The following is a 14,941-nucleotide window of genomic DNA, read 5'->3' on the forward strand; positions in this document are numbered from 1 at the left end:
GCGGTTATAGCCCCAAGTTTAAGTCTCCGGCACGATAGCGGGAGCCAGGGATGGCGTCAATGAGCTGGCGCGTGTACTCGGTTTCTGGGTGCGCAAAGACCTGCGCGGTAGGTCCAGACTCCACTTGCGTACCGTGGGAGAGCACGGAGACGGTATCGGAAATTTGGTTGACTACCGCCAGATCGTGGGAGATGAAGATATAGGTAAGCTCCAGCTCGCGCTGCAGCTCGTCGAGCAAGCGCAGTATCTGCGCCTGCACGGTGACGTCGAGCGCGGACACGGCCTCATCAAGCACCACGAGATCGGGCTCAATGATCATGGCGCGGGCGATGGCCACGCGCTGGCGTTGACCACCGGAGAGCTCGCGGGGACGGCGGGAAGCCATGGAAGAATCCAAGGCCACCAAATCAAGAAATTCGCGTGCTTTGGCACGCGCATCACGCTTGGAAGCGCCGGTGAAATTGCGCACCGGCTCGGCGATGGTATCGCCAATGCTCAAGCGCGGATCGAGCGAGCCAAAGGGATTTTGGTAGACCATCTGGATAGATCGGCGCAGCTCCCGGCGGCGCTTGCCACGGGCGGAGCTAATGTCTTCCCCGCCCAAGCGAATACTGCCGGAGGTGGGCGTGCTCAACAAGGAAATGGCGCGGCCGGTGGTTGTCTTACCGGAGCCAGACTCCCCCACCAATGCATGGGTGGTGCCGCGGGCCACGGAAAAGTTGATGTCCTCCACCGCGGAGAAATCCCCGAAGCGTTGGCTCAACCCTTCCACCTCGAGCAAGGTTTCGCGGTGCGCGGGCGCGGCTGCCCGCACAGGAGATGCGGCCTGGGAGGAAGTAGGGGTGGTGAGCGAGGGGGCGTCGGCAAGCAGGCGCTTGGAGTAGGCATGCTGGGGATCGGTGAGGACACGGGCGGCCACGCCCGACTCGCGGACGGTGCCCTTTTCCATCACCACGATGTTATTGGCACGGTCGCCCGCTACGGCCAGATCATGGGTAATGAAAAGGATGCCCATGGTGAGCTCTTCGCGCATTTCATCCAAGAGATCCAGAATGCTCTTCTGCACGGTGACATCGAGCGCGGACGTAGGCTCATCGGCGATAATGAGTTCTGGCTCCAGCGCCACGGCCGCGGCAATGAGCACGCGTTGCTTCATGCCGCCGGATAGCTCATGCGGGTACTGGTGATAGCGGCGCTGCGGATCATCAATGCCCACGCGCTCCAAGAGCTCCAGTGCACGCTTCTTCCGGGAGGTCTTATCGCCCTGCCCGTGGATGGCCATGCCTTCCTCCACCGAGGCACCGATGGTCTTGAGCGGGTTAAGCGAGTTATTGGGATCCTGCGGAATAAGTCCAATACGGCGTCCGCGCAGTTCCCGCCATTGCTTTTGGGAATACTGGGTCACGTCGCGGCCGTCGAAAGTAATGGTGCCGGAGACAATCGAAGCATTGTCTGGCAGCAGGCCAATGGCGGCCATGGCGGAGGTGGACTTGCCGGAACCGGACTCGCCAACGATGGCGGTCATTTCGCCAGGGTTTACCTCGAGCTCAATGCCGCTTACCGCTTCTACCTCACCGTGCGCGGTGCGGTAGGTAATGGATAGATCACTAATGCTAAGCAGGGACATTAGGCCGCCTTTCGCAGTGTCTGGCTGAGGTGGTTAGCCGCGAGGACCACGGCGACGATCACAATGCCCGGGGCGATGGTCAACCAGCCGGCCGTGGCGATGTAATCGCGCGATTCAGAGATGAGCAAGCCCCATTCCGGGGTTGGGGGCGGTGCGCCATAGCCCAGGAAGCCTAGGGTGGCTAGCTGCAAAATGGCCAGGCCAAATTGCAGGGCTGCTACAGCGAAGACCGCAGTGAGTGAATTGGGAAGAATATGGCGCACGAGCACCTGGAAGGAAGAACCGCCGGAGCCATAGGCGGCCTCGACGAAATCAGAGCCGGCGACGCTGAGCACCTGGGAACGTGCAAGGCGCGCAAAGGTGGCCACGGAGGTGATACCTACGGCGATGGCGGCATTGAAAATGCCGTGTCCGAGCACGATGATGACGGACAGGGAGAGCAAGAGTCCGGGGATGGACAGCAGCACATCCACGATGCGCATGATGACGGCATCGACCCAGCCGCGGCGCACTCCGGCGATGATGCCCAAGATGGTGCCGACGATGAGGCCGAAAAGGACGGCCAGCAGCGCGCCGAGTAGAGATTGGCGCGCGCCATAGACCACGCGGGTGTAGAGATCGCGGCCGACGGCATCGGTGCCAAACCAGTGTTGGAAGCTGGGTTGCAGCAGTGCCGTGGTGTCCCCGCCCTGGTTAGGGTCCTGGGAGGTAAATAGTTGGGGGAACAGGGCGCAGAGCACCGCCAGGCCCAGCACAATCAGCGAGATGATGGTGCCCGGGGTGAGCTTCAGCTGTGTGGATTTAAGCTTCATGCTTGGACCTTCTTCTCGTTCGTTGCGGTGGTACCGGCGGTGGTGGCAGCGGTGGCGGAGCTAGGCGCAGCCTCGTGCTCGCGCTCGCGCAGGCGCACGTCAAGCACTGGGTAGAGCAGGTCCACAATCAGATTGATAAGGACAAAGACGGCGGCGGCAAGCACCACGATGGCCAGCAGCACCGAGGTATCACGGTTAGCCACCGCATCCACGGTCAGCGCGCCAATGCCGTGGCGGGCGAAGACCGCTTCCGTCACCACTGAGCCGCCGACGAGCTCACCAAAGGTAAGGCCAGCCATGGTCAGCGCCGGCAGCAACGCGTTGCGCAAGACGTTGCGCCACAACAACCAGGCGCCGCTAGCACCCTTGGCGCGCACGACCTGCACGAAGGACATATCCATGACCTCATCGATGGAGCGCAGCAGCACCTGCGCCAGCGGCGCGGCCACGAAGATACCCAGGGTAATTACCGGCAGGATGAGGTTTTGGGTGTCGCTCGCGCCGATGACCGGCACCCAGCCCAAGCCAAAGGAGAATATCTGGATCAAAATGATGCCGATCCAAAAGGTGGGCAGGGAAACCATCACGGAAGGCAAGCTGCGGAAGAAACTGCGCAGCCAAGAAAATGGGCCCAAGGTGGAGACAATAGCCACCACGAAAGCCAAGACCACGCCTACGAGGAAGGCGAAGACCGCCAGCGCCAGCGTGGAAGGAAGGGCATCCGCCAGCATCTCCGATACGGCGGTACCGGTGGCGACGGAAAAGCCGAAATCACCGGTGAGGAATCCGCCGAGCGCGCTGAAGTAGCGGCTTAAGATCGGCTCATCGGCACCATAAACCTCGCGGATGGTGGCCAGCTGCTCGGCGTTGAGCCCCAAGTTGGGGTTGTCATAGCGGGTCGCGACGGCGTCACCAGGCAGTGCTGCTAGGAGGATGAAAGAAAGGGTGAAGGTTGCCCAGATGACGAGCACGGCTTGGCCGATGCGCAGGGCAATAGTTTTCAGGCTCATGGTTTAGTCCTCCCCTTCTGTGGGGTTGATGTCTACCGCATAGAACGACGGGCGGCCAATGGCCTCGGTGCTAAAGCCCTCGATATAGGGCTGGAAACCATAGACCTGCGGCTCTTCAAACATGGGCAGGATATAGGCCTGTTCGGACAGATAGTCCTGCATGCGGCCGGTCATGGCGAGGCGATCCTTTTCACTGCTGAGGTTGAAGTAGTCCTCCACCAGTTTCTGCAGCTTCTCATCGCCAAAGCTATCGGTCTTCTCGTCATAGTTGAGGAAAGAATTGCGCCCGGTGCCATCCAGCCACGTGGCCAAGGTGTCCACATTGGCACGGCCGGTCATGGTGTGGCGTACCTGCACGGTGTCTTGGTCCTTCATGGCCTTTTGCTGCGCAGAGCGGTCACCCGGGTTGAGGTTGGCCTCGATGCCGACGTTCTTGAGCATCTCCTGGGCCTTGGTGAACATCTCTTTAGAGCGCGGCTGTGGGACGGCTTCATTGAAGGTCACGGACAGGCGCTTGCCGTCCTTTTCGCGAATACCATCTTCACCTGGGCGCCAACCGGCCTCATCGAGCAGGCGCTTAGATTCTTCCGGATCGAAGGCATAGTTCGCGGACTGATCCTTATAGCCAATAGCCGTCTTGGCCAGGATCGATGTGCCCTTGGGGTAGGAATCAGAAAAGAGGGTGTCCAGGATATTATCGCGGTCAATGGCGTGGATGATGGCCTGGCGCACTCGCTTGTCTTCCAAGAGTGGATGGCGGAAGTGGAAGTGGAAGCTATTGTTCACGCCACGAGTGGGCGCGGCGAAAATCTGCAGGTTTTGATCCTTCAGGTGCTTCTCATCGGGGGCTTCGATCTGGCGCGCGACATCGGACTGGCCGGCTACAAGCGAGCCCACGCGCACGGAGTCTTCGGCCGCGAGCACGATATTGATGCCCTCAATATCGGCCGGGCCTTGGTGGTCCTTGCGGGCCGGGGGCGCCCAGTCATAATCCTCGCGCTTCTTGAGCACCAGCTTGGTGCCCAGCTCTTCTTCTTCAATGACGAAGGGACCAGAACCGGAAATCGCGGTGGCGTTGCCCGGCGCGAAGCCGGTGTCATCCAAATCCAGGGTGTCATTAGAAAGCAGGCCCTGGTTCATCACGGAGGTGGACTGCGGGAAGCCTGGGGAAGGCTCGCTGAAGTAGAACTTCACCGTGTAGTCATCGATAACCTCGGACTTTTCATAGTTGGGCAGCTGCTCCGATGGAGTGAGCATGCGATCTTCGTCGCCTAGGGCATAAAGGTCATAGTTCATCTTCACGTTCGCAGCATCCAGGCGGGAGCCATCAGAGTAGGTCACGCCCTTGCGAATCTTGAAGGTGAATTCGGTGTTGTCCTTGTTTGCCTTGGGCATCTCCTCCGCAATCCACGGGTGCAGCTCGAGGGTATCCGGGTCCTGCCAGAGCAGGCGGTCCGTGATGTTATTGAGCACACCCCCATTGGGGTAATAGCCGCCGGAGGGTGGATAGAGGTTGTTGAACATATTGGGCTCGACATAGGTGACCATGCCATCTTCCGCGGCGTGGGAAGTAGAGGCGCACGAGGTAAGCGAGAGAGCTAGCGCGCCGCTGGCCAGGACCGCGGCCACGGGCCGCAGGAGCCGAGAAAGTTGCTTCATAAAATCTCGAGTTCCTTTAAGTCTTAAGTAGTACTCGCCCATTAGACCACACCCATACCTCAAAATACAAGACTGGGCGGTCTACCGTATTACCTGCCAAAACGGCTTAACAAAATGGTCACGGTAGACTGAAAGGTCTATTTTGCTCTTACTGCCAGGTCCAATGATCCTGAAAGGGCCTGAATGTGGCACGATAGGAGGTATGTCTACTCCAGCAATCGCGATCGTCGGAATGGGCCCGCGCGGCATTTCCATCTTGGAACGCCTCTCCGCCCGCATGGACGATTCCAGCGACCCCATTACCGTCCACCTCATCGATGACGCCCAACATGGCGCCGGCCGCATCTGGGAAACGGACCAAACCAAAACCCTGTGTATGAACACCCGCGCCGGCGCGGTCACCCTCTTTACCGAGCCCGGCTCCACCGTGGATGCCCCTGTGCTCGAGGGCCCCATTCAGTACGAGTGGATCCAGCTGCTGCGCGGCGATGGCGAGAATATCTCCGCCGCCAAGCGCGAGCTTTTTGAGCAGCACCCACCGGCCGCACATATTGCCCAGGACTACCGCGAGGAACTCGCGGCTACCCGCCCCGAATCCAACCCTTCGCGCGCACTGTATGGCGAGTACCTGCGCTGGGTCTATGACGTGGTCATTGCACGTCTGCCCAAGAGTATTTCCACCGTGAATCACTTCAGCCGGTTGGAGACCATCAAAGAGGGCGGTCACCAAGACGTCCTCCACCTAGCCGATGGCTCCGAGGTGCGCGCCGATGCCACGGTGCTGGCCTATGGCTGGATGGTTCCGGAATACAACGAGCAAGAAAAACAGTTGGCCGCTTCCGGTTTGAACTGGATCGCCCCCAATAACCCGGTAGAACAGGACTACGCGGCCATTCCGGGCGGCGAGGACGTGCTGGTGCGCGGTCTGGGCATGGGTTTTTATGACATCATGGCGCTGACCACCATCGAGCGCGGCGGCACATTCGTGGAGGCTCCTTCCGCACGCTCCGGCCTGCGCTATGAACCTTGCGGCCAGGAGCCCAACTTCATCATTTCCTCTGGCCGCGGCTACCCCTACCACCCCAAGTCCGAGTACGGCGAGCTGCCGCCTACCATGCCGCGCCGCCGCCTGAAAAATGTCATTGCGGAGCTCAGTGGCACCCAGGACATCGACTTTGACGCCCAGGTCTGGCCTGCCATCGCGCGCGATAGCTACGAGGCCTATATCACCACCTTGGAGCGCGTGCGCCCGGATTCCCTCCTGCGCCCGCGCGCAGAGATTCTCGAGGCCATCGATGCCGCCGCCCCCGATGAGCTGGGCGCGGCCATTGCGCCCATGGTCACCGAGCCATGGGACATGAACGATCTCATGTACCAGATTGCCGGGTTTACCGGGGACATCGCTGAGCTCACTGAGCACATTGCCCAGTCCATGGAAGGCGATATTCGGGAGGCCGCCGTCGGCCACGACTCCCCTATCAAGGCCGCGCTGTGGTCGCTTTCGCAATCGCGCAAGCCAGCCTCCATCCTCGGCGCAGAGGGCCGCTACACCCGCGAGTCCCGCACCGGCCGCTACGGCCAGGTCATGTCCTTTGGCCAGATGATCGGCTCCGGCCCGCCGCTCTTCCGCGTGCGTCAGTTGCTCGCGCTTGTCGACGCCGGCCTGGCCCACTTCCTAGGCGATCACCCCACCGTGTCCATCGAGGCCGATCACTTCACCTTGACCTCCGGCCCGCGCTCGGCTTCGGCGCCCACGCTTGTCGACGCCTTTATGCACCGCCCCGATATCCGCACCGCCGGCGATGCCATGACGCGCTGCTTGGTGGATTCCGCCCGCGTGCGCCCCTTCCCCGATCACGGCCAACCCACCGGTTCGCCGGAAACGGATGGGGCCACACGCCGCACCATTCACCCGGACGGCGAGTTGGATGCACGCCTGCATATCGTGGGCATCCCCACCTATTCCCAGTGGCCGGACACCACCATTTCCCCCATGCCGGGCACAGACCCGCTCATGCTGCAGGAAACCGACAAGGCCGCCGGTTCCCTCCTTGCCGTGGTGCGCTCCTAGCCACCGCACTTGCGCCATGGCTTAGTGCCGCGGCCTATAGCGCGTCGAGGGCCTGCTCCAAGTCCGCGAGCAGGTCATCGATGTCCTCGATACCGATGGAGATGCGCACCAGATCCTCCGGCGGCACCAGCTCGGACCCTTCCGCGGATACGTGCGTCATATTCTTTGGATGCTCGATGAGCGATTCCACTCCGCCCAGCGATTCTGCCAGGCAGATAAGCCGCGTATTGAGGCAGATCTGCTTGGCATGCTCCGCGCTGTGGAAGCGCACGGACATCATGCCGCCAAAGCCACGCATCTGCTGTGCTGCCAGCTCATGCCCCGGGTGCTCCTTGAGCCCTGGGTAGAGCACCTGTTTGACCTCGGGTCGCGCCTGCAAGAATTCCGCTACTCGCTGCGCATTCGCGCAATGGCGGTCCATACGCACCGACAGCGTCTTGATGCCACGGGCGGTTAAGTAGGCGTCGAAAGGCGAGCTCACCGCACCCACATTGCCCTGGAAGTAGAGCAGACGCTCGTCCACGTGGGCGTCATTAGTAACTACCGCGCCACCCAGTACATCGGAATGCCCGCCCAGGTACTTGGTGGTCGAATGCAGCACGTGGTCCGCGCCGAGTTCCAGCGGGTTCTGCAGGTAGGGCGTGGCAAAAGTATTGTCCACCAGCACCTGCGCGTTGCCCTTAATCTTGGCCACCGCGGCAATATCGGTGATATTTAGCGCCGGATTAGTGGGCGTTTCCAGCCAGATGAGTTTGGTATTCTCTTGGACCGCGGCCGCAACCGCGGCGGTATCGCTGGTGTTCACGATGGACATCTCCACGCCCCACTCGGTGAAATCATTGAGCAGACGGTAAGAACCACCGTAGGCATCATTACCCAAAATGACGTGATCTCCTGGACGCACCAGGATGCGGATCAAGGTATCGGCAGCGGCCATGCCGGAAGAAAACACGCGTGCATACTCCGCGCCTTCCAGCGCCGCTAGAGTGCGCTCCAGCGAACGCACGGTTGGATTGGCCACGCGGCCGTATTCGAATCCGCCGCGCAGCTGCGCCAAGCCGTCTTGTGCAAACGTGGTTGAGGCATAAATGGGCACGTTAATAGAGCCCATGTGCGGATCCGGGTGATAGCCGCCATGGATGGAACGGGACGTAAAGCCTTGAGCGAGGTTCTGCGTGCTGCGTTCAGTCATAGCACCACAGTCTAGACCAAGCTGTTCATTTCCAACCGAGAGATGGGTATTTATTTTCACACTCTCAGACACCCACGACTCATCGCACTTTCAGCCTCTGCCCTTACAATGGGCGCAGTTCATTTTGTCCTCGACTAAGAAAGAATGATGAATACGCAATTCTTAGCATCCGCCGCTTCCACCACGGACTCGGCCATCGAGTCCGTGTCCAATTTTTGGAATGACGAGAAGGTACAAAGCTGGCTTATCGAGCGCCCGATTCGCATCGCTATCATCCTTATCCTGGCCATTATCGCCCACTGGCTCCTCCACCGAGTTATCAACAAAGTGGCCGAAAATAGCATCAAGTCCTCCGGGCTAGATAAGCAGCGCCTGCGCGGGAAATTCAAGGGCCGCGCCAATCGCCCCGAGCTCAGCCAACAAGAAGAGGCCATGCGCCAAACCCGCGAGACCCGGCGCGCCTCCCGCATCAAGACACTTGCCGGCGTAGCCCGTTCCGCCGCCGCCATCTTCGTCTGGGTGTGGGCCGTTATTGCCATCCTGGATGAGTTAGAGGTCAACGTAGCACCGCTTATCGCCTCCGCCGGTGTCATCGGTGTCGCCCTCGGCTTTGGCGCACAGGCGCTGGTGAAGGACTTCCTTTCTGGCATCTTCATGCTCATTGAGGACCAGTACGGCATTGGTGACGTGGTTGATTTGGGCAATGGCGTCTTTGGCGATGTCGAGTCCATCTCCCTGCGCATCACCACGGTCCGCGATATCGATGGTGCCCTGTGGTACGTGCGCAACGGTGAAATTCTCCAGGTGGCCAACCACTCCGATGAGTACTCCGTTGCCCGCATCCAGATTCCAGTAGGCCTTTCTAATGACCCAGAGGTTGCTGGCGAAGTCATTGAGGACGCAGTGAAAGAAGCCGCACAGGACGATAAGGTGCGCAAGCTCATCCTCAGCACGCCCCGTGTGGACGGCATGTCTGGCTTTGAGCCGGATTATGTTTCCTTCCGCGTCTCGACCAAGACCTTGCCGGGCAAGCAGTGGGACGTGCAGCGTTTTCTACAGTCCCGCGTGCTCAATGTCATGCACACTAAAGGTATTACCACGCCCTACCCACACGGCATCGGCATTACCGATCCCCGCAAGGAAGAAGAAGAGTAAATGGATTCTGTTTATGAGGCCATCGGTGGCATGGAGACCTTTGAGCGCCTCGTCCACGGCTTTTATTCCCAGGTCAAAGAGGACGATGTCATTGGCCCGATGTACCCCGATAACGACTGGGAAGGCGCAGAACAGCGCCTTACCTGGTTCTTGGCGCAATACTGGGGTGGCCCGCAGCTCTTCTCTGAAAACCGCGGCCACCCGCGCCTGCGCATGCGCCACGCCCCTTACCCCATCGATATCACCGCGCATGACCGGTGGTTAGAGCTTATGGGTAACTCCCTCGCCAAGATCGACGAGGAAACCATCCCACCGGCCTATCGCGAGATGATCTGGGATCACATGCAGCGCGTGGCCGCCATGATGATCAACAAGGCACCATAACCGCACCGTCTTCCCCGCGCACGAGACAAGCCCGGCCCCCGCTATTTAGCGAGGAACCGGGCTTGTGGTTTATCTAGCCCACACTATGAAGACCCGATGCTTAGTCTTCCCAGTCAAAGGCCTTGCGCACAGGCTCGGACACCAGACGACCGCCTCGGGTCATCACGCCGCCTTCTAGGCCTGGGAAGCGCTTGATGGCGGCATCCAAGTTGTCCTTGGCTACCGCGCGGATATACGGCAGCGTCGCAGACGATAGCGCGCGGGTCGAGGTATTAGCCACCGCGCCTGGCATATTAGCCACGCAGTAGAACAAGGTGTCGTGCACCTTAAAGGTGGGATCATCGTGGGAGGTCTTCTTCGAGTTTTCGAAGCAACCGCCCTGGTCGATGGCCACGTCCACGAGAACAGCGCCCTTCTTCATCTTCTTCACGGTCTCCTCGCGCACCAGTTTCGGCGCAGCGGAACCTGGAATGAGCACGGCACCGATGACGAGGTCGGCTTCCTGTAGCTCCTTTTCGATGGTGGCCGGATCCGAGATCAGAGTGCGCACGCCACCGGCGTACTGGTCATCGAAGCGCTGCAAGACGTGTGGATCAAGGTCCAGCACGGTGACTTCGGCGCGCAGGCCGTGGGCCATCGCAACGGCGGAGGCACCAACTTGGCCGCCGCCGATCACGACGACGCGTGCCGGCTGGGTGCCCGGAACGCCAGAGACCAGCAAACCGCGGCCGCCCTGGGTGGACAGCAGGTGGTGGGTGCCTTCGATAACGGCAAGGCGACCAGCCACCTGGGACATTGGAGTCAGCAGCGGCAAAGTACCGTGGCGGTCGGTGACCGTTTCATAGGCAATCGAGGTGGTATTGGCCTCGACCAGTGCCTCCGCCAGCGGGCGGTCCGCAGCGAGGTGAAGGTAGGTAAAGACGGTAAGGTCCGAGCGTAGGTACTTGTACTCGGACTCGAGTGGCTCCTTGACTTTGAGCAGCAGTTCCGCTTGCGACCACGTCTCTTCCGCTGAGTCCACAATTGTGGCACCGGCATCCTTGTAGGCAGAATCGGGGAAGGATGCGCCTTCACCGGCACCGGTTTCAACGAACACTTCATGGCCATCAGCAACGAGGGTTTGCGCTCCCATAGGGGTGAGAGCCACGCGGTTCTCGTTATTCATGATTTCTTTTGGTACCGCAATACGCATTACACCGTCTCCTTGTAGGTGCAGGAAATTACTTTTACATTTCTAGAGTAACGCAGCACACGTTTAGCTGGGTGTCTAATCTAAAACTCACATAGCCGAAAAAGCACGAACCTATATGACTACCGTTATTGTCCTGCTAGACGAGTGTTTTGCGAGATAAGCACCACTCCTCACCCTCCCAAAGGTGGACCGCTTTTGGGGGTCCATGTTCTCCGAGGAGGAGGCCCTCGCCGAGTCTTGCGGTAGATGGATGGGCTTAAAACAGCGAGAGGCGGGTGGACCGATAAATGCTGCCGAAGGGGGCGTCGAGACGCACCCAGCGGCCCAGCTGAGCCACGCGCAAGTGGCGTGGCACGTCCATCGGGGCGGAAAATCCAGGAATAAGGCCCAGATTGGTGCAGGCAAAAATCATGCGCATGGGAATTTCCACCGTGGCGCCATCGCTTTCTACGGTAACGACGGTTTGATTCAAGAGGCTGGACGGCGGGCCCATGGGGCCAGAAAATTGCCGGGTCAATTGCTGACCTTTATCGGAAAGTTCACGAACAACGGTGACCGGCAAGGTATCGACCACACTGTAGCCAGTCGCCGGCGGCAAGGCTCCCGGCCAGGATGGATCGCGGGCTGGACCCAAATCTAACGTGCCGCTAGATTCATGCTCTTTGAGATGCTCGGCAAGGGTGGCAGCAGAAACCACTGCCCCATCGCGGGAAACGACGCCCTGCACGCGACGGGAGGCAACCACCTCGAAAGGGGTGGTGACAAAGACATCGACGACGTCGTCAGTCAGCTGGCGCAGCCGCACCGAAGCACCCGCGTCCAAGCCAACTGCGCGCGTGACAAGGGCCCGAAGGCCAGGTCCACCGCTTCCAATTTCTAGAGTCTCGGTGACCATACCTTCGGGCCCTGCCTTTCTAATCTGTGCTCTGCTCCGCTGCTAGTTAGCGGCGGTATTTTGCAGAATATCCTTTTCCTGGTCCGTCAGCGGACGAGGAGTCTGCTGCTGACGGTCGATGACTACCTGCACGCACTCCACAGTTGCCGCGACTTCCCCTTGGTCATCCTTGACCTGCTGGGTAGTGGTAAACGAGGTCGTGCCAATCTGCGAAATGGTAGTTTCTACCTCCACCGTAGTGGTGTCCTTAAACTCCATCGGGCGAAGGAAGTCCACATCGAGGTGGCGCACGAATGCGATGAAGTCAAGGCCCTTGGAATAGATATGCTCCTTCGCAAAGGCCAAGCGCGCTTCCTGGGCGAGCTCGATGTAGTTTGCGTTCATCATGTGGCCGTACATATCAAAGTCCGACCAGCGGGTTTGAATACGATACGTGTGCACACTTGGGGTTGCCATCATTCTCCTCAATAAAGGCTTCAGCTACTTAGCGGGTCAGCTTGCGGTGGGTCACGCGAGAAGGACGAGCTGCCTCTTCACCGAGGCGGTCGACCTTATTCTTCTCATAGTCGCCGAAGTTACCCTCAAACCAGAACCACTGGCCTTCTTCCACATTGCCCTCCCAGGCCAGGATGTGGGTACAGGTGCGGTCCAGGAACCAACGGTCGTGGGAAATGACCACGGCACAACCCGGGAACTTCTCCAGCGCGTTTTCCAGCGAGCCGAGGGTTTCCACATCCAAGTCGTTGGTCGGCTCGTCAAGGAGGATCAGGTTGCCGCCTTCCTTCAGGGTCAGAGCCAGGTTCAAGCGGTTGCGTTCACCACCGGAGAGCACCTTGGACGGCTTTTGCTGATCCGGGCCCTTGAAGCCGAAGGCGGACAGGTAGGCACGCGAAGGCATCTCGTTCTGGCCCACGTGGATGTAGTCTAGACCGCCGGAGACGACCTCCCACACGGTTGCCTCGGGGTCGATATTCTCACGGTTCTGGTCCACGTAGGACAGCTTGACGGTATCGCCCACCTCGACGGAACCGGAATCCGGCTGCTCCAGGCCAACGATGGTCTTAAACAGGGTGGTCTTACCCACGCCGTTCGGGCCGATAACGCCCACGATGCCGTTGCGCGGCAGGGTGAAGGAGAGGCCCTTAATCAAGGTGCGGCCATCAAAGCCCTTCTGCAAGTCCTTGACCTCCACGACCTTATTGCCCAGGCGCGGCGGGGTTGGAATCTGGATCTCTTCGAAGTCGAGCTTCTTGTACTTCTCGGCCTCTGCAGCCATTTCCTCGTAGCGTTCCAGACGAGCCTTGTTTTTGGCTTGGCGAGCCTTCGCACCGGAGCGTACCCACTCCAGCTCGTCCTTCAGACGCTTGCGCAGCTTCGCGTCCTTCTTGCCAGCAACTTCCAGGCGCTCCTGCTTCTTATCCAGGTAGGTGGAGTAGTTACCCTCATACGGGTAGAGCTTGCCGCGGTCAACCTCACAAATCCAGCCCGCGACGTGGTCCAAGAAGTAACGGTCGTGGGTCACGGCCAAGACAGCACCCGGGTAATCGGCCAAGTGCTTTTCCAACCACTGCACGGACTCGGCGTCCAGGTGGTTCGTAGGCTCGTCGAGCAGCAGCAGGTCCGGCTCGGTGAGCAGGAGCTTAGCCAGCGCTACACGACGGCGCTCGCCACCAGAAAGGTTGGTCACTGGGGCGTCGGAAGGCGGGCAGCGCAAAGCTTCCATGGCCTGCTCGATCTTGGAATCAACCTCCCAAGCATCGGCGGCGTCCAGCTCTTCTTGCAGCTTGCCCATCTCTTCCATGAGCTCATCGCTGTAGTTGGTGGCCATTTCCTCGGCGATCTGCTCGAAGCGCTGCTTCTTTTCAAAGATATCGCCCAAGCCCTCTTCGACGTTTCCGCGCACGGTCTTCTCGTCATTGAGTGGCGGCTCCTGCTGCAGGATGCCCACGGTGGCACCCGGATCCAGGAAAGCCTCGCCATTGGAAGGCTGGTCCAGGCCGGCCATAATCTTCAGAATGGAGGACTTACCGGCACCGTTAGGGCCGACCACACCAATCTTGGCACCTGGGTAGAACGCCATTGTTACATCGTCAAGGATGACTTTATCGCCAATTGCCTTGCGCACGTTTTTCATCGTGTAGATGAATTCGCCCACTTTTACCCCTTTGCAAAAATTTGGGAGACGTATTTATCTACACAAACACTACATCAGAACCACCGCCCAAGTGCCTCGGGTCAGGTACACCCGAGGCGATCAAGCCGGGGAGGAAACGCTTAAGCGTTTACTGGGGCGGATTCTGCCTCGGCAGCCTCCTCTTCCACTTCGACGTCGAAAGTATCTTCTTCCCCACCGCGTCCAGGTGCGGATCGTTCGGCTAGATAGCGGTCCGCTGCGGTATCGGCAGCGGTATCTCCCTGCCCCGCCTGCTGCGGCGGCAGGCTGTGGTCCACGTCCGGTTCGATGGCATTGTCCCCCAGTTCTGGGACCGCAATATTTTCCTGGTTGTACTGCGGAGCGAGCCGCTTCGTACCGATAACGTGGCGGTTCAGATCCAGGCCCACATACTGCGCCTTAATGAATGTGCGGAAGTGATCGGTGCCCTGGTCATCGCGCCATTGTTCTGTCACTAAGGAGCCCACGATGACCAGCGGCATGCCTTTAGCCAGGGATTTGCGCACATTGATGGCGAATTGATTCCACATTTCGACATCGATGTAGAGGTGGTCTACGTCGCGCCACTGCGGGGCCTTGGAGTTGTGTCCTTCCGGATCATTGGCGCCGGCATCGACCTGACGGTCCGGAATTCGGCGCGAGGAAGCTACGCGCAGTTTGGCCTTATAGGCCCCAGTTGAAGTCTTGGTCAGGATGGGATCGCGAGTAAGGCGACCGGTCAAGGTAATTGGGTATTGGGACATGGTGCTAGAAAATCCTTTGCTGGATAGT

13 protein-coding genes are annotated in these 14,941 nt (G+C 59.7%); 3 read left to right on the top strand and 10 right to left on the bottom strand.

The window, feature by feature from the left end:
• Positions 1-4 precede the first annotated feature (4 nt).
• The 4 genes from QKD99_RS01760 to QKD99_RS01775 are packed head-to-tail and all read right to left on the bottom strand — an operon-like array spanning position 5 to position 5,108.
• Complete coding sequence (locus QKD99_RS01760; protein WP_347950556.1) at positions 5-1,627, bottom strand: ABC transporter ATP-binding protein; 1,623 nt, start codon at positions 1,625-1,627, stop codon at positions 5-7.
• The gene (locus tag QKD99_RS01765; protein WP_005324024.1) at positions 1,627-2,439 is read right to left on the bottom strand and encodes an ABC transporter permease; all 813 of its coding nucleotides are present in this window, start codon (positions 2,437-2,439) and stop codon (positions 1,627-1,629) included. The genes QKD99_RS01760 and QKD99_RS01765 overlap by 1 nt, the downstream gene beginning before the upstream one ends.
• On the bottom strand, positions 2,436-3,449 hold the full coding sequence (locus QKD99_RS01770; RefSeq protein ID WP_347950557.1) for an ABC transporter permease: 1,014 nt from the start codon (positions 3,447-3,449) through the stop codon (positions 2,436-2,438). The genes QKD99_RS01765 and QKD99_RS01770 overlap by 4 nt, the downstream gene beginning before the upstream one ends.
• A gap of 3 nt (positions 3,450-3,452) precedes the next feature.
• On the bottom strand, positions 3,453-5,108 hold the full coding sequence (locus tag QKD99_RS01775; protein ID WP_225746528.1) for a TIGR04028 family ABC transporter substrate-binding protein: 1,656 nt from the start codon (positions 5,106-5,108) through the stop codon (positions 3,453-3,455).
• Positions 5,109-5,310: 202 nt separating this feature from the next.
• Between QKD99_RS01775 and QKD99_RS01780 the strand changes: the two genes are divergently transcribed.
• Entirely contained in the window at positions 5,311-7,179 is a 1,869-nt protein-coding gene (locus tag QKD99_RS01780; RefSeq protein WP_347950558.1) for an FAD/NAD(P)-binding protein, read from the top strand.
• A 34-nt stretch (positions 7,180-7,213) separates the two neighbouring features.
• On the opposite strand, the gene QKD99_RS01785 is transcribed toward QKD99_RS01780, so the two are convergent.
• Positions 7,214-8,371 (bottom strand): cystathionine gamma-synthase, encoded by a 1,158-nt coding sequence (locus QKD99_RS01785; protein ID WP_005327269.1) that lies wholly within the window; start codon positions 8,369-8,371, stop codon positions 7,214-7,216.
• A gap of 144 nt (positions 8,372-8,515) precedes the next feature.
• On the opposite strand from QKD99_RS01785, the gene QKD99_RS01790 reads away from it, so the two are divergent.
• Positions 8,516-9,526, top strand: a complete 1,011-nt coding sequence (locus tag QKD99_RS01790; RefSeq protein WP_347950559.1) for a mechanosensitive ion channel family protein — start codon at positions 8,516-8,518, stop codon at positions 9,524-9,526.
• Positions 9,527-9,910, top strand: coding sequence for a globin (locus tag QKD99_RS01795; protein ID WP_239273989.1), 384 nt, complete (start codon positions 9,527-9,529; stop codon positions 9,908-9,910). It abuts the gene before it with no gap.
• A gap of 100 nt (positions 9,911-10,010) precedes the next feature.
• Here the strand turns inward: QKD99_RS01795 and ald are convergent, their stop codons facing one another.
• The 5 genes from ald to QKD99_RS01820 form a co-directional block, all read right to left on the bottom strand.
• Complete coding sequence (gene ald / locus QKD99_RS01800) at positions 10,011-11,102, bottom strand: alanine dehydrogenase (protein ID WP_239278354.1); 1,092 nt, start codon at positions 11,100-11,102, stop codon at positions 10,011-10,013.
• A 256-nt stretch (positions 11,103-11,358) separates the two neighbouring features.
• Positions 11,359-11,997, bottom strand: coding sequence for a hypothetical protein (locus tag QKD99_RS01805; RefSeq protein WP_225746522.1), 639 nt, complete (start codon positions 11,995-11,997; stop codon positions 11,359-11,361).
• 42 nt (positions 11,998-12,039) lie between these two features.
• Positions 12,040-12,456, bottom strand: a complete 417-nt coding sequence (locus QKD99_RS01810; protein ID WP_225746521.1) for a thioesterase family protein — start codon at positions 12,454-12,456, stop codon at positions 12,040-12,042.
• Positions 12,457-12,481: 25 nt separating this feature from the next.
• Positions 12,482-14,152 carry an energy-dependent translational throttle protein EttA gene (ettA, locus tag QKD99_RS01815; RefSeq protein WP_225746520.1) on the bottom strand — a complete coding sequence of 557 codons (1,671 nt, stop codon included), beginning with the start codon at positions 14,150-14,152 and terminating at the stop codon, positions 12,482-12,484.
• A gap of 119 nt (positions 14,153-14,271) precedes the next feature.
• The gene (locus tag QKD99_RS01820; RefSeq protein ID WP_225746519.1) at positions 14,272-14,913 is read right to left on the bottom strand and encodes a single-stranded DNA-binding protein; all 642 of its coding nucleotides are present in this window, start codon (positions 14,911-14,913) and stop codon (positions 14,272-14,274) included.
• Between the last annotated feature and the right edge of the window lie 28 nt (positions 14,914-14,941).

Origin of the sequence: Corynebacterium sp. c3Ub_189, assembly GCF_039907195.1 — a bacterium.
Taxonomy (GTDB): domain Bacteria; phylum Actinomycetota; class Actinomycetes; order Mycobacteriales; family Mycobacteriaceae; genus Corynebacterium.

What these genes read in the sequence shown, in the direction of transcription:
- QKD99_RS01760 (WP_347950556.1), bottom strand. Translation starts at nt 1,627, where the DNA reads ATGTCCCTGCTTAGCATTAGTGATCTATCCATTACCTACCGCACCGCG.
- QKD99_RS01765 (WP_005324024.1), bottom strand. Translation starts at nt 2,439, where the DNA reads ATGAAGCTTAAATCCACACAGCTGAAGCTCACCCCGGGCACCATCATC.
- QKD99_RS01770 (WP_347950557.1), bottom strand. Translation starts at nt 3,449, where the DNA reads ATGAGCCTGAAAACTATTGCCCTGCGCATCGGCCAAGCCGTGCTCGTC.
- QKD99_RS01775 (WP_225746528.1), bottom strand. Translation starts at nt 5,108, where the DNA reads ATGAAGCAACTTTCTCGGCTCCTGCGGCCCGTGGCCGCGGTCCTGGCC.
- QKD99_RS01780 (WP_347950558.1), top strand. Translation starts at nt 5,311, where the DNA reads ATGTCTACTCCAGCAATCGCGATCGTCGGAATGGGCCCGCGCGGCATT.
- QKD99_RS01785 (WP_005327269.1), bottom strand. Translation starts at nt 8,371, where the DNA reads ATGACTGAACGCAGCACGCAGAACCTCGCTCAAGGCTTTACGTCCCGT.
- QKD99_RS01790 (WP_347950559.1), top strand. Translation starts at nt 8,516, where the DNA reads ATGATGAATACGCAATTCTTAGCATCCGCCGCTTCCACCACGGACTCG.
- QKD99_RS01795 (WP_239273989.1), top strand. Translation starts at nt 9,527, where the DNA reads ATGGATTCTGTTTATGAGGCCATCGGTGGCATGGAGACCTTTGAGCGC.
- ald (WP_239278354.1), bottom strand. Translation starts at nt 11,102, where the DNA reads ATGCGTATTGCGGTACCAAAAGAAATCATGAATAACGAGAACCGCGTG.
- QKD99_RS01805 (WP_225746522.1), bottom strand. Translation starts at nt 11,997, where the DNA reads ATGGTCACCGAGACTCTAGAAATTGGAAGCGGTGGACCTGGCCTTCGG.
- QKD99_RS01810 (WP_225746521.1), bottom strand. Translation starts at nt 12,456, where the DNA reads ATGATGGCAACCCCAAGTGTGCACACGTATCGTATTCAAACCCGCTGG.
- QKD99_RS01820 (WP_225746519.1), bottom strand. Translation starts at nt 14,913, where the DNA reads ATGTCCCAATACCCAATTACCTTGACCGGTCGCCTTACTCGCGATCCC.